This window comes from Sporosarcina sp. FSL K6-6792 (assembly GCF_038004885.1).
Lineage (GTDB): Bacteria > Bacillota > Bacilli > Bacillales_A > Planococcaceae > Sporosarcina > Sporosarcina psychrophila.
In genome coordinates, this window is record NZ_JBBOSA010000001.1 from 2,808,350 (window position 1) to 2,823,577 (window position 15,228).

Annotated in this window: 12 protein-coding genes; 8 read left to right on the forward strand and 4 right to left on the reverse strand. The window is 39.6% G+C overall.

Going from position 1 to position 15,228, the window contains the following annotated elements; all coding sequences use genetic code 11:
• Nucleotides 1–8: 8 nt before the first annotated feature.
• Together MKZ26_RS13770 and MKZ26_RS13775 are read right to left on the reverse strand one after the other, a co-directional pair.
• Entirely contained in the window at nucleotides 9–1,391 is a 1,383-nt protein-coding gene (locus MKZ26_RS13770; protein WP_340766522.1) for an ammonium transporter, read from the reverse strand.
• A gap of 533 nt (nucleotides 1,392–1,924) precedes the next feature.
• The gene (locus MKZ26_RS13775) at nucleotides 1,925–2,713 is read right to left on the reverse strand and encodes an AraC family transcriptional regulator (RefSeq protein ID WP_340766523.1); all 789 of its coding nucleotides are present in this window, start codon (nucleotides 2,711–2,713) and stop codon (nucleotides 1,925–1,927) included.
• A 195-nt stretch (nucleotides 2,714–2,908) separates the two neighbouring features.
• Between MKZ26_RS13775 and MKZ26_RS13780 the strand changes: the two genes are divergently transcribed.
• The 4 genes from MKZ26_RS13780 to MKZ26_RS13795 all read left to right on the forward strand — a co-directional run bounded on the left by MKZ26_RS13780 (nucleotide 2,909) and on the right by MKZ26_RS13795 (nucleotide 6,978).
• Nucleotides 2,909–3,196 (forward strand): hypothetical protein, encoded by a 288-nt coding sequence (locus MKZ26_RS13780; protein ID WP_340766524.1) that lies wholly within the window; start codon nucleotides 2,909–2,911, stop codon nucleotides 3,194–3,196.
• Between the two features lie 114 nt (nucleotides 3,197–3,310).
• Nucleotides 3,311–3,970, forward strand: a complete 660-nt coding sequence (locus MKZ26_RS13785) for a hypothetical protein (RefSeq protein WP_340766525.1) — start codon at nucleotides 3,311–3,313, stop codon at nucleotides 3,968–3,970.
• 506 nt (nucleotides 3,971–4,476) lie between these two features.
• Nucleotides 4,477–5,667, forward strand: coding sequence for a M14 family metallopeptidase (locus tag MKZ26_RS13790; protein WP_340766526.1), 1,191 nt, complete (start codon nucleotides 4,477–4,479; stop codon nucleotides 5,665–5,667).
• Nucleotides 5,668–6,171: 504 nt separating this feature from the next.
• Nucleotides 6,172–6,978 (forward strand): YitT family protein, encoded by an 807-nt coding sequence (locus tag MKZ26_RS13795; RefSeq protein ID WP_067204532.1) that lies wholly within the window; start codon nucleotides 6,172–6,174, stop codon nucleotides 6,976–6,978.
• 64 nt (nucleotides 6,979–7,042) lie between these two features.
• On the opposite strand, the gene MKZ26_RS13800 is transcribed toward MKZ26_RS13795, so the two are convergent.
• Nucleotides 7,043–8,014: an alpha/beta hydrolase gene (locus tag MKZ26_RS13800; RefSeq protein WP_340766527.1), complete on the reverse strand. Its 972-nt coding sequence runs from the start codon at nucleotides 8,012–8,014 to the stop codon at nucleotides 7,043–7,045.
• Between the two features lie 246 nt (nucleotides 8,015–8,260).
• On the opposite strand from MKZ26_RS13800, the gene MKZ26_RS13805 reads away from it, so the two are divergent.
• The 4 genes from MKZ26_RS13805 to MKZ26_RS13820 all read left to right on the forward strand — a co-directional run bounded on the left by MKZ26_RS13805 (nucleotide 8,261) and on the right by MKZ26_RS13820 (nucleotide 11,356).
• The gene (locus MKZ26_RS13805) at nucleotides 8,261–8,410 is read left to right on the forward strand and encodes a hypothetical protein (RefSeq protein ID WP_187046415.1); all 150 of its coding nucleotides are present in this window, start codon (nucleotides 8,261–8,263) and stop codon (nucleotides 8,408–8,410) included.
• A 403-nt stretch (nucleotides 8,411–8,813) separates the two neighbouring features.
• Nucleotides 8,814–9,413, forward strand: coding sequence for a glycosyltransferase family 2 protein (locus MKZ26_RS13810; protein ID WP_340766528.1), 600 nt, complete (start codon nucleotides 8,814–8,816; stop codon nucleotides 9,411–9,413).
• 64 nt (nucleotides 9,414–9,477) lie between these two features.
• On the forward strand, nucleotides 9,478–10,500 hold the full coding sequence (locus tag MKZ26_RS13815) for a polysaccharide biosynthesis protein (protein WP_067204520.1): 1,023 nt from the start codon (nucleotides 9,478–9,480) through the stop codon (nucleotides 10,498–10,500).
• 1 nt (nucleotide 10,501) lies between these two features.
• Nucleotides 10,502–11,356 carry an SDR family oxidoreductase gene (locus MKZ26_RS13820; RefSeq protein WP_340766529.1) on the forward strand — a complete coding sequence of 285 codons (855 nt, stop codon included), beginning with the start codon at nucleotides 10,502–10,504 and terminating at the stop codon, nucleotides 11,354–11,356.
• 409 nt (nucleotides 11,357–11,765) lie between these two features.
• Here MKZ26_RS13820 and MKZ26_RS13825 read toward each other — a convergent pair whose 3' ends face one another.
• Nucleotides 11,766–14,987: a DEAD/DEAH box helicase gene (locus MKZ26_RS13825; RefSeq protein ID WP_340766530.1), complete on the reverse strand. Its 3,222-nt coding sequence runs from the start codon at nucleotides 14,985–14,987 to the stop codon at nucleotides 11,766–11,768.
• Between the last annotated feature and the right edge of the window lie 241 nt (nucleotides 14,988–15,228).

Consider the following 15,228-nt stretch of genomic DNA (forward strand, 5'->3'; position numbering starts at 1 on the left):
TCACCTGGCTACTTATTTAGCGTGCTAAGAGGACTGACTGATAGTGCCTTTTTCGGTGGTTTTTTTAGTGAACTTGATGTTATCGGTTGAGGAACAGGCGTTTCAATTCCGTACGGAGATACCGTGTTCATTTCGTCAAGTTTCCCTGTAATCGATAATGCTTCAGGATATCCGAAGCTTCCATGTTCACTATAGTCCAAACCGACTGTTTCTTGTTCTGCCGTCACCCTCAATCCCGTCATCACCTTTTTCATGACAAACAAAATTGCGAAGGATACGCAAAACGCATAGGCAGCCGATACGGTCACGCCCATGAACTGGACCCCAAGTTGAGTGAATCCTCCACCATAGAATAACCCCTCATGCCCAACAGTTGCCAATCTGGGTGAGGCAAAAAACCCAGTTGATAAGGTCCCCCATACGCCTGCAATACCATGAACTGAAAGCACATAAATTGGATCGTCTATTTTTCGTCTTTCAAAAAATCTAGCACTATAAAACACCAGTATTCCGGCAACAAGGCCAATGATTACCGACGCCCATGTCTCCACAAAAGCACATGAAGCAGTAATCGCAACAAGTCCGGCCAATGTCCCATTCAACATTGTCGGAACATCAGATTTCCCTAAAGCAACCCATGAGATAAGCAACGCACTTATCGCTCCCGCTGATGCTGCCAAACTAGTATTTAAGGCAATAAATCCGAAGAATCCATTCTCTACTCCAAGTGTACTTCCAGCGTTAAAACCGAACCAACCTACCCATAAGATCAAGACACCTAAAGTAGTGTAAACCTGGTTATGTCCGCTCAAGTTGTTAGCAGTCCCATCGACGTTGTACTTTCCAGCTCTTGGCTTCAATAGAATCGTAGCTGCCAATGCTGCCATTGCTCCTGTTAAATGGACGACTGTTGACCCTGCAAAATCCTGTTTTCCATGCTCTGCCAACCATCCATCGCCCCAGATCCAGTGGGCTACTACCGGATAAACGATAATTGAGAACAGTAAGGCAAAGACAAGATAGGTGGAAAGTTTAGCCCGCTCTGCAAAGCCTCCGAATGCAATTGCTAATGAAATGCCCGCAAATGCAAGCTGAAATACAAAGAATACGGCAGTCGAATAGGTACTTCCCTCTATTTCATAGCCTGAATAGAAGAAGTCAGACCACCCTACAAAAAAGTTCCCATTTTCACCAAATATAAATCCGTAACCAACTGCCCAAAAAACAAGTGAGGCAATTCCAAATGTAAATATAGTTTTACCGGCAATGTGACCGGCATTTTTCATCCTTGTCGAGCCCGCTTCCAATAATATAAATCCACCTTGCATCAAAATGACTAAAATAGCGCCCAACATAATCCAGACACTATTTAATAAGAATAAGTTATCCATCTAAAATTCCCTCCTCCTATTTTTTAATACTTCTAATTTATTTGTGACGCGGAACTAGCACCAGGACACTTTCAGTTTTCAATACCGTTACTATGTTAATGTTTTAGCCACATGTTGATTTGCTTTAGGCAGGCAATGAGCTATGATCCTATCATGAGCAGGCCGAACCCAGAAACTTTGATAAGAAACGAATGATAATCGTACGTGCTCAATAAATAGCACTTAAGTCTTTCAAGAGCGGTTCATGCTTGCGCCATGACTGTACTGGATACTCCCCCTTTTATGTTCGCCAGTATTGCAAATCCTCAAGCAACAACTCTGAATAAACATTCGTAAAAAAACTTACTGGCTCATTGGCTATCTTCCTCAACTCCTTTTCTCTTTCAATACTATCAGCCAGAGGATCCAAGATATTTAGATTATCTGATCAAACATTTACACTTTTATGTTCATAGATAAAGTTCATGAAATACATAAAAGCCAGGCAACTAAATGCCTGGCTCTTGAACGTATGGGTAGATTTCCGAATATGCTTATCGTATCTCTGAGGGGTTTTTACCAGTGTACTTTTTAAATTGTCTACTGAAAAAATGGATGTTGTTATATCCTAGAGCATCAGCAACTTCTGTCACTGTGAGTCCTGTAGAAAGCAATAAATGCTCAGCTCGCTTTATACGAGAATAGACAATATAAGACTTGACGGTATGGCCGATGACTTGTTTAAAATTCTGTGAAAAATACCGTTGAGATAGATTTGCACGTTCAGCCAAACTATTGATCGTATGCGGCGACCCAGGATTTTGTTGAATATAATTGGCAATTTCTCGAATCGTTTCTAGTAATTTATTGCTCGTATTAGTCATTTGTTTTTCTTGTCCTCGTTCTTCTCTTAATAAATGGATCATCAATTGCTTCAAGATTAGCTGGGCCTCAATTTTTGCACCAAATGCCTGCACTAGAAATAATCGAACATATTGAGTTAAAAGCGATTCAAAGGTAATGGAATTTTTGAAGACCCGGTGACCTGAAGGTACCAATTGGAACGGTTCAGTTATATCAAAATGAATGTAAGTTAACACGAGGGGATTTTGCGGATTATGTGTGGCTGTTGTCTCATCGCCGGGTTTAAAAAGAAAGCAATGCCCTTTTTCTACATTATAGGGCTTACCATTGAGCACTACTGTCCCTTCCCCAGCCCAAACATAAAATAAATCATAGTTGGGAATTGGTTTATCACGTTTTTTCCATTGCCAGCTCGGTTCACAATGAATAGTGGCCAAAAATGGTTTCAACATAAAATGATCTGAATTCAGATAAAGCATCCCAACTCCTCCTTTTATTCAGCAACAACTTACCTATTTACTTTATTCTGCATCTATATGTTAAGCAACTCTAATGCATTGTTTCATAAAAAAACACCTACCACACGTGCTGATTAACCAAATCAACCAGTAAATAACTTGATTCCCCCCTTAGCACTACTTGTATAGTCGCGTTTTTGGATTACTTCGGATTGAATGACTTCTATTACGATTACCGAGATGTCTGAATGTATAAGTACACAGAGTGCTGAAGCTCTTTGGTATGAAAGAATAGCTGGCTTATTAACTGGAGAAAAGCCGCCAAAGATGCAATTTTGGCGGCTGAAACTTTCTATGATGTTTGCCAATTACCAAGCCTGCGCAATCTGGGGCGATACTATCGAACGAATCGATCGTGAATTCAAGTATTCATCTGATTATATGACCGACCAATTACTAACGATTTCTTGTGATTTTGTTGATATGATTTGCACCATTTCATGATTTTTGCTTCATTTGAACATTTTACACTTTTTATTTATTTTCTTTAGATAAAATACACGAATTAGGAAAAGATACAACTGAATGAAGAATTAAAGTAAAGGGGCGGTTAAAAGCATGTCAATGGAATGGTTTAACAGAGTAACCACTGAGCTTCATGATCATCTGAATTCAATTTGCGATCAATATGATCAAGTCGGTCATATGTCGATTGACCAAAGCGCAAAACATCCTCGTATCGAATTTTTTGTCGAAACGGAGGACGACGAAAGGGATTACTTCTGTACCCTTCATTTTGATCCACATAACGCAGAGTTTTACGTGGAAACTTTTGACTTTGAATTCGAACAGCAAACCAGAATCATTCTTACTGACATTGAGGATATAATTGACGCTATTCATGATATCTTCCATGATTTCATCAGTGATGATGAACTAGATGATCTTGACGAGGAGTTCGTTTTAGACGCCGTCAATAGCGGAGAATACTACGTTGGTGAAATTGCTGATACAGAGTTTGAGGAACTGAGCGTCGAATGGGAAACACCTGAAGTCACTGCTTTCCAAATCGAAGATGCAATAGAAATAACGCATCAATTCGGGGTAGTCAATGCTACTGGAGATGGCGTTCTTCGAAGGGTCAAGCGCTTTTGGTCAGAAGGCAACGAGCTTCACAAAGAGGAAAGCAGCTTCGTCTTTTCAAAAGAAGAGGCGAGCACACTCATTGCTCTGGTAGCGAGTAATATGGATAAGATGACTTCATATGAAAATCTGTAAAGCTTAAAGAAAATAAACAGGCATTAGGGAACCTTTCCTAGTGCCTGTTTATCGTTTTCATTTCCACGTAGATTTATGAATCCCATTGAACCGCTACAGCGCTAGGGGATGGCTTCTGCTATCCCTGTTAAGGCGCCTTCGCTCAGTATATATACCGGATTCAATATATATAATTATAGTCAAGAAATGCTCTTTCTCACATAGACAATCCAGCGTAGGCGCGTCTTCGTGGTAGCCGGAGCGATAAGACTGAAAGCGGTCTCCTTTCTGGCTTATCGCGGGAGGCATCCACAAAGCGCCGAAGCGGTATAAGCGGGAACTCCAATTTGTTCCAAGTATCAGGACTTTTCAACTACCTCCCAAAAACCCTTATAAAGCGTATACGCCATATTCATTTGTTCAACATATATAGTATTTTTAATTTCCCTTTGTAATTTCATGTAATTGTATTGCAATACTTCACATACTCTTATTACTGAGTATTTCCAACTAAGAGGAGGAAATGCATGGACATATTTGCTAGACCTGGAGATTCGTTTTGGAATTTCAGCCAGGTATTCAAGATGCCTCTTCACCTGATTATCGATTCCAACCGAAACATCAACCCACAAATACTTACGACAGGTCAGCGAATTCAAATCCCTGGATTTGTTGCTACCAATTATAAAATTCAAACAGGAGATTCTTTATGTTTGATCGCACAAAGACTACATCTTCCTTTGTATTCACTTCTTCTTGTCAACCCTAATCTTGCACCGAACCGCCTGCAAGTTGGACAGATGATTAAAATTCCTCAGAGGATTACCTGGAGGCTTATAAACGGGAAACAAAATTTTGATTACGACATTATGATGAATGATATCAGAAGGTTACTAGCCGTTTATCCATTTTTGCAAACCGCTCCTATCGGAAATTCCGTTTTAAAACGAGAAATACCAGAAATCTTGGTTGGTAGTGGAACTAAACGAGTTCATTATAATGCTTCATTTCATGCGAATGAATGGATTACTACCCCTATCATTTTGACCTTTTTAAATGATTATTTGCTTTCCTTAACGAACCATACTACTATCCGCGGTCTTTTCACATTCCCCCTTTACCAACAAACGACATTATCCATTGTTCCGATGGTCAATCCGGACGGAGTTAATTTGGTGTTAAATGGTCCGCCTGCAAATGAGCCATGGCGAAGCAGAGTTGTTGAATTGAATAATGGTAGCTTGGACTTTTCGGACTGGAAAGCCAATATAAGGGGTGTGGATCTGAATGATCAATTTCCTGCCAATTGGGATTGGGAAAGAGCTCGTAATCCTAAGAATCCGGGTCCAAGAGATTATGGAGGTGAGCGTCCTTTGTCCGAACCTGAGGCAATTGCAATTGCGGACCTGACAAGAAGGCGGGATTTTGCAAGAGTACTCGCTCTTCATACACAGGGAGAAGTTATTTATTGGGGGTACGAGAACCTTGAACCTCCTGAGTCTGAAGTTCTTGTTAACGAGTTCAGTAGGGTCAGCGGATACGAATCAGTTCAAACAATTGAAAGCTATGCTGGATATAAGGATTGGTTTATTCAGGAATGGCGGAGACCTGGATTCACAGTTGAACTGGGTTCAGGAAAAAACCCGCTTCCCTTGGACCAGTTCGATGAAATTTATCAAGAGACGTTAGGGATTTTTCTAGCAGGGTTATATGTATGATTAATTAACAAAATCCGACTTAGTATACGGCTGCCTGTGAACGAAACTGGGTTTTCTTGTCGATATGTGAAGTCCTTCTCCAACACGTTAGGCTTTGCACACTAAATAATCATGACCGTTTGATAGCAAAAGGTATTCAATTCATAGTAAGGCAGGTAAACACGTATTGACACGTCAATTTTTCTCTGCTAAATTAACATCTAACACTAAAAGTCTATGACGAGAAAAAGTACGAAAAGGTCCCTGTTCCCTATTAAGTTGGCGCTTAGTGAAAGTCGACGAACAGCCCTTATCCGAAATTCATCTCTGAGATACAAGGCTGAAAAGTTAGTAAGCTTTGACGGTTTTCCACCGTTATCTGGAGCACGTATGAGAATACGTTGACTGAAAGCCGTTTGTTTTTAGAAACTTGCGGAGTTATGGGTATAATCGCGAGCACAAACTCGTCCCTTATTTAGGGTCGAGTTTTTTTATTTGCCAAAGCTGGAAGGAGATTTACTAGTTATGAAAAATTTAATTGTCGTCTTAGGTTCACTCATTATTGCATTTGCTTTTAACTGCTTTCTCGTTCCTTTCGGGATCTTAAGTAGTGGTATTAGCGGAATCGCAATTTTACTCGGCCTAATCAGCCCATTTAACACCGGTCTATTAAATCTAGTCCTTAACTTGCCTTTGATTGTTTTAGGCTACTACAAACTCGGAAAAACAATTACCATTAACACACTCGTTTGCGTCGTGTCGCTCTCGGCATTCTTATACGTGATACCAGTCGTTGCTGTGACAGACAATATCCTGTTATCAACGGTTTTCGGTGGCGGCATTGGTGGTATGGGCGTTGGTCTTATCCTCAAATACTCAGGAACTTCTGGCGGTTTGGATATTATTGCGATTATCGTTTCCCGTACAAGTTCTTTCAGTATCGGCCTTCTCCTCACGGGGATGAATGGCGTAATCGTGCTACTTTCAGGATTTGTCTTTGACTGGGAAATCGCGTTATATACCCTGTTGTCTATCTATATCACTGGTAAAATGATCGATACAATCTTCACAGATCACGTCAAACTGACGATGCAGATTGTCACGACAAAAGGTGATTTAATACGCAATGAGTTACTGGGATCCATCTATCGTGGGATTACGATTACGGAAGGTTACGGGGGCTATACTCAAGAGAAGAAAGACATTTTAATGATGGTCGTCACGCGTTATGAAACGCTGCATGTTAAAAAGATTGTCCGAAAGCATGATGAAGACGCATTTATTAATATTTATGAGACGGTTGAAGTTGATGGTAAGTTTTCAGTTAACTAGTAGTTAGTAAAAAATAGGTGCCCGGTTCTGAAAACAACTCAAATTGTTTTAGAACCAGTGGCACCTATTTAAATTCAATATAACGGTTAAGAAACTGATCTATTTTCATATTGTATTTGTCTTCGTCCAATGCAATGGATTCACCGTGGTTTGCATTCGGGACAAGATAGAGTTCTGCGTCACTTGAAGTATGTCGATACAAATCCTTTGTCAATTCTGTTGGAACAAATGTATCGCTTTCCCCATGAATATACAGAATCGGGACACTCGTCTTCTCCACCTCTTTTAGTGCACTCGCTTCTCTGAATGAATAACCTGCCCTGATTTTGGTTAACACACTGGTGCTATCTAACAATGGAAATGCCGGCAGATGAAACATCCGATTCATTTGATACTGGAATAATTGATAGACGGACGCATAGGGACTGTCCGCTATGATGGCTTTGACCTGGCTTGGAAGTTCTTCTTCTCCACTAGCCATCAAGACCGTCGCCGCCCCCATCGATAAACCATGATAGGCCACTTTAATATCAGTTCCAAGCTTCTCCACCAAAAGTTGTGTCCAATCAATCAAATCAAGCCGATCTGGCCAACCAAACCCATAATAATTACCCTCGCTCTTTCCATGCCCTCGTGCATCAGGCATGAAAATATTATAATCCAAATCGTTATGATAATGCTGTCCGAATAGCCCCATTTGCTTCGCGTTTCCTAAATAGCCATGCGTTAAAATGACCAATTTATCCGTTGGCTTGGATGCCGGCAAATAGTAGCCTGACAGTTTCAGTCCGTCACGTGACGTTAAAGTGAGTCGTTCAAAATTTTGATCCGCGACCCAACCTATCCAATCTCCATTCAAAAAGAGGTTCATGGCCTTATCGGACACTTCCAAATCTGCATTCTTCTGCAAGAAATCTTTCTGTCCCCGCTTAACTGCTAGCTCATAAAAAAAGAAACTGCCGATGATTTGGATCAGCAAGAAAACTGTAGCAAAAAGAACAAGTAGCCTCTTCCATTTGATTCGAATCTTACTCATTCCCCTTTACTATGCTGTCTCTTAGCATTCATGACGCCTATGATTAGTATAGTAGAGAAACTGAGAAAAATGAAAGAAATCAATACGATTACAGGAAATACCAATAGAGTTTCTGATAGTCTATCGCATCACCCAAGCAATTCATCCAAAAAGGAATGGTACCTATTTTGCATTCTCCTACATAGAACTCTGCACCTTGGACACAATAGCTAGGATGAAATCATTCTACAAAAGGAGGTTCAAGTCATGTCGGAAGAAAATAAAAACAAAAACAAAGACAAAGGTAAACAGCGGAATGCCCTCAAATACGATACAAAGCCGAAAGACGATGTTGAGTTTGCACGTGAAAGCGAATTTTTAAATTTAGATGGTAAGAAAAACAAAAGAAAGCGTTGAAAACAGTGCCTGTCAGTTTCCCCATAGAGAACTGTTAACTGATGCACTGAATTCTACTTATCGCATCTAACATAAATTCCCCAAGTCAGATGAGCATCTGGCTAGGGGAATTTGTTTTGGATATTTCGACTTAAAACGTTATTAACACAGCTACTCATCCTCATACATAATCGATTTCTAGCTACAGAAAACGCATCGGCCTAAAGTTAAAATAATCACACGCATATATTAATCGAGGACAGACGTATTTTTAATAAGCATAAGGTATGAGATTTCTTTTTTACAAGGTATCAACAATAACTCGTTACGAGTTGCGCTAATTGGAAAATTTAACGGTAGATGATGCATGCTTTCTACTACCTTGTTATTAATTAATTGATCAATAAAGGAATGAGGTCTTTGAATGAAAATTAGTTTTCTAACTCCAGCTTACAATAGTGAAGAATGGATTAAGATAATGTTGGATAGTATTCCGAAAGAATATGCTTATGAAATTATTGTTTGCGACGATGGTTCCACTGATAAAACAGTAGAACTACTAAAGGAATATGAAAAAACTTGTCCACAATTAAAAATAATAACGCATGAAGAAAATAGAGGTGCTAGTGAATCGTATAATCGATGCATCGCTGAAGCAACCGGGGATTATGTAGCAATCATTGATAGCGATGATCAATATTTACCTCCGATTCGGGATGTACTAGCACAAGTTGACGGTGAATATGACATTTATTACTACAATATGTTAACGAAACATGGACTCCAATTTGTGAAAAGCGAAAACGACGCTTATACATGGTGTGGACAATTTAAGATTATTCGAAGAAGGTTTATAGGTGATGCAGTGTTCACAACAAGAAAAGATTTTGCCGGAGATTGGGATTTTAATAGAGTGTTAATGGATAATAACCCCAAATGTAAATATACTGGACTATTTGCCTATTGGTATAACTATCCTAGAGAAACTTCCGAATCTGATTTGCATCTTAGAGGGCTGAAATAAGGAAATGAATGTCGTTCTATTTCTGGAACAGCCTCTCCAATGAAAGGAGTTGACCTATAACTATATGTTTAAAGATAAAATATTACTAATAACAGGTGGAACTGGTTCATTTGGTAACGCTGTATTAGAGAGATTCTTAACTACTGATATCAAGGAAATTAGGATATTTTCAAGAGACGAAAAAAAACAAGATGATATGCGCATTTTATATCAGAATAACAAAATTAAATTTTTCATAGGAGATGTACGCGATAGTAGCAGTTTAAATAACGCTATGTACAATGTAGACTTCGTTTTTCATGCAGCAGCCCTTAAACAAGTTCCCTCTTGCGAATTTTTCCCCTTAGAAGCCGTAAAAACAAATATCCTTGGAACAGAAAATGTATTAACTGCAGCGATAAACGCGGGTGTGAAAAAAATCATTTGTCTCTCTACAGATAAAGCGGCATACCCTGTCAATGCAATGGGGATTTCAAAAGCGATGATGGAGAAAACATTCATTGCAAAATCTAGAATGGTTACTCCTGACAAAACCTTAATTTGTGGAACTCGCTACGGTAACGTGATGGCATCCCGTGGATCAGTCATACCATTGTTCATAGAACAAATTAAGAACGGAAAGCCATTAACGGTTACTGATTCCAAAATGACTCGTTTTATGATGAGCCTTGAAGAAGCAGTCGAATTGGTGTTATATGCCTTTACAAATGCAGTGAATGGCGACATCGTAGTTCAAAAATCACCCGCTTGTTATATAAAAGATTTAGCACAAGCATTGATTGAATTATTTAATGCTAAAAATGAAGTTAATATTATTGGTACTCGTCACGGAGAAAAAATTTACGAGGTACTTCTTACGAAAGAAGAAGCAGCCAAAGCAATTGATATGGGAGACTTCTATAGAATTCCTGCTGATAACCGAGATCTAAATTATGGGAAATACCTCGAAGAAGGTTCCCCTAAAATTACGTTAACCGATGAATATAACTCTAATAATACAAAGACCCTTTCAGTAGATGAAATAAAAGAAAAGTTGTTAAAACTAGATTTCGTTAAAGACGAACTGCGTAAATGGAATGGAGGATAACATGAAATTCCTAGTTCTTGGGGCAACAGGAATGGCAGGTCACACCATCTCATTATTTTTAAGTGAGAAAGGGCATGAAGTTACTACCTTTTCAAGAACAGCATTTCCTTATTGTAAGAACATAAATGGGGATATTATGGATCATTCTTTGTTGAATTCAATTCTAGTAAAAGAAAACTATGACGTAGTGATCAATTGCATAGGTATTTTAAACGAAGCGTGCGAGTTAGTACCGTCAAGAGCTGTCTATCTAAATAGTTACTTACCACACCTTATAGCCGATAAATTAAAAAACACCAACACTAAATTAATTCATATGAGTACAGATTGTGTTTTCTCAGGTAAATCAGGACCCTATTCCGAAGATAGCATTCGTGATGGTGAAACTTTTTATGATCGAACGAAAGCTTTGGGCGAAGTTAATGATAATAAAAATTTAACCTTTAGAAATTCAATTATTGGTCCGGATATGAAAAGGAATGGAATTGGTTTATTTGATTGGTTTATGAAACAACAAGGAACCATTAATGGATTTACAGGAGCCATCTGGACTGGCGTCACTACTTTAACTTTAGCAAAAGCTATGGAAAAGGCTGCAATCGAAGATTTAACAGGGTTATATCACCTTGTTAATAATCAGAGTATAAGTAAGTTTGATTTATTAAAACAATTCAATGCGAATTTTAAAGCGGATGAGTTAACGATTTTGCCAAGCGATTCCGTCAATGCCGATAAAACATTGATAAATAACCGACAGGATTTTTCATTCAAAGTACCAAGTTATGAACATATGATCATAGAGATGAAACAATGGATTTGGACACACAAGAATTTATACCCACACTATTTTCAGTAACCGTTGGCCATGTTCTTCAGATAATGGAAGTATAAACAATGGTACCTAGTCCTGAAGCGATTTAGAATTGTTTCAGAACCAGATACCTTTTTTAATTTGTAGTAAACGGGTTTGCGACCATTACTTTTCTTTAATATCCTAAAGGCCACTGATAAAGTTCTTTTTTATAGTAAGAACTAGTTGATTGTAGTGAAGAGCGGCGACTCCAGCGGGAACAGCGCGAGCTGAAGACCCCGCAGGAACGCAGTGACGAGGAGGCTGAAGCCGTGCCCGCGGAAAGCGTCCGCTCGGAACGGAAATCAACGGGATTGAAGGGAATCGTACTTTTTCACTGGCCTTGACTTTCCCCTTGTAAACACTACTAATTGCTACCTCGCAATCTTCCAGTTCACACTGTTCTTAACTTGCTTTATAACATCAATATTTCCCGAATGTCTTCTTCGGTTAAAGTAGACGACGCTTTCTCCTCAGAATCGATGATTTCTTCGATCAGATGCCTTTTTTTATCTTGCAATTCATTTATTTTTTCTTCGATTGTACCGCGGGCAACAAGCTTGATGACTTGTACAACATTCGTCTGGCCAATACGATGTGCACGGTCAGCTGCTTGCTCCTCAACTGCTGGATTCCACCAAATATCATATAGAATAACGGTATCTGCTCCCGTCAGATTGAGACCTGTACCGCCTGCTTTCAAGGAAATGAGAAATAAATCACGATCTCCTGCATTGAATCGATTACAAATTTCCACTCGTTTCTCTGATGGCGTTTGTCCATCAAGGTAGAAATAAGGCAGTTCTTGATTCGCTAACTCTCTACCTATAAGTCCAAGCATTTTCGTGAATTGGGAAAAAATCAACACTCTTCTTCCCGACAGCTTGGATTCCTCTATAATCTGCATTAGCTGTTCAAATTTCCCCGAACTCCCTTTATAGCCATCCACAAATAAGGCTGGGTGACAGCAAATCTGTCTTAACCGAGTCAAACCAGCCAGAATTTTGATGCGGTTTTTTCGGAGTGTATCCTTGTCGAGATGTTTCAGTGTGTCATGTCTGAGCTTAGCCAAAAAGGCAGCATATAGCTTTTTCTGTTCAGGTAGCAACTCCACCGATTCCAGCCACTCGACTTTTTCAGGAAGCTCCGCAAGGACATCCTTTTTCAACCTACGAAGCAAAAATGGACGAATCCTCCGGGCAATCGTTTTCCTTGGCAGATTACTGAATTCCTTAAGACCCTGAAATAATTCAGGAAAGACAACCCGGTAAATGGACCATAGCTCTTCTAATGAATTCTCTATCGGTGTACCAGTGAGGGCGAAGCGGTTATCTGCCTGTATCTTCCGCGCTGCTTTTGCTGTTTGTGTCACAGGATTTTTAAATGCCTGTGCCTCATCAAAATAAACGGTATGGAAGAACTGTTTTTCGTACCACATGATGTCACTACGCAACAACGGATAGGAAGTGATAAGAACGTCCATATCTATTACATCCTTCTGTAAATTGCTCCGCTCTGTCTTATTACCATCTACCACAACAGCTTGAATCTCTGGAGAAAACTTCATGATTTCACTTAGCCAGTTATACGTCAAAGATGATGGGCAGACAATAAGAACCGGGAGCTTCTTTTTACGGATGTTAGGAAGCTCGGATAAAATAAACGTGATGCTTTGCACTGTTTTACCCAGCCCCATATCATCTGCAAGAATCCCACCGAATCCGTAATGAGCAAGTGTTTTCATCCATTTGTAGCCATCTTTTTGGTAGTCCCGTAATATTGGATCCAAACTTTTTGGAACTTCAAACCCCAAACTGTCTGGATTTTGGACGTTCTCCAAAAATTGCAGGAACGATTTCTCTAACGTGAACACATCACGATTATCGACTGAATCAAGAAGCTGAAGACCTTGAGCGAATGGTAATATCAAACCGCTTTCCAATTCTTCATGCTGTTCAGGAAGTGCATTCAAGAAGCGGTTCATTTCTTCAAACTCCCTCGTCTCCAATGAGAGTATGGATCCATTACCCAATCGATAGTACTTCCGTTTTTCTTCTAGAGCCAATAGAACTTCACGTATATGCTTTTCAGGGATACCATCGAGCTCAAATTTGAATTCTAGCCAATTGGTTCTCTCTTTTTTCATCTTTACAGTAATCTTCGGGTGAGCTTTGCCTCTAAATATCCGATTTTTCACAGCCGTAGTTGCATATATTTGCGCAAACGTTTTAAGCTTCGGAACGACATGATACAAAAATTCATATTCCAATTCTTCATTGTGCAAAAAATAACCGCCGTCTGTCTTGGAAAACAAGCTTTTTTCTATTAACTGCAAGATCTCTTCTTCCTTATCCATATCCCTCACAAAAGTGGAGCTTGCCGGGATATCCCCAGTAGGTTCCAATGGATTGATCATAATATTTTCATAATGAAACTCCAACCCAACGAGCAAGCGGTTTTTCACACGATCCAAGTACACTTTGGCAATTAGCGGTGTTTTAACAAGTTGCTGATACATACTGTCCGATAGTTGTACATTGCCTAGTTTCTTCAAACCAGGTACCACTTTTTCTAGAAAAAAACTAACCTGCTCTTGAGGAATCGAAATTTGATTCGTTCCTGAACCATCAAGCAACTCCTTTAGATCCATGAGACGTTTACAATCCTCACTTTTCAGCTGGATTAGTTTCCCTTCAGATAAGACAGAGCTGTATGAATTCATCACAACCATTTGATTCAACCCTTTGATCTTCAGTTGATAGCCTTTGCCCTCAGCTTCAGCAAAGTCAAACTGTAAAGAAAGCGGTTCGTTCGATACACGAAGACCGGTATACATATTCCCGCCATATTCCAATTTAATCGACGGGACTCTCTCAAGTATGGGAAATAGCCTGTCCCAAGAAGATGGGGGAATCAGTAATGTATGATGATCGCTGACATAACTTGATTTCCCCAGCAATTCATCAACATATACATCTTCATCATGAATTACTTGGATTAGCTGCTGGATCAAAGCATTTGTTTCTTTTTGAAAGCAATGAAGAGTAGGGTCAAACGTGAATGAAGTAGAAAGTAAGCTAGTATGTCCGTCTTTCACATGCTTCAGAAAGTCCCTGATATTCTGCACATTAGTCGGACCAATCTTCACCTTTATTCCAAACATATGCCGCCCCTCTCCTAAGGTAACGGGTTTACACGTAAACTCCACATCAAGCACTTGTCTGTTTTCAAAGTGAAGCTGATGACCGCTAGAGCGTTTAGGTTGGGCATTGAAAAGTGTCAGTAAGCCTTCCGTTAGTTCTTGATTTGTTAATGAATCAGACTGGAATCCACTTAGTCTATTGGGGATTTCCTGACGCTGAAGTGCATTAATCGATAGTAAAACGGCTGCAATATGCTGACAATCCATTTGAAAGGAAGCTAGTGCAGGACAGCTACATTTCGTAAGTAAACCACCTTTTTCATCCTTTTTAATGGTGACATGGAAATCTTCCATTCCTGCAACCGTTGCTTCACAACCATCGGGACCGTAATTTTCAACTGTTACTTTATTAGCCCGATAAAAAGCTTCACCTCTTTTGAAGGAGACTGTACCGCACTTGTCTTTAATTAACTCTCGGTTTAATTTTATATTCATTGGTCTGCCTCCTCCCTCATTTCGGATTCCGGGTTCTAGCTTATTACCTTGAGTATACCAAACAAGCTTTCGGTAATGTAGGGGTTCTGGAACAGTTTGGAGTTAAATGAGAACTCGTCACCCTTATAGGTGGTTTAACTGAGATTCACCTTTAGAAATAACCAGATAGTGCAAGGGAAACAGACCTTCATTTCACTGCACTATTTTCGGCCCGCTTTCGACTGACTATTCATGTTAGATT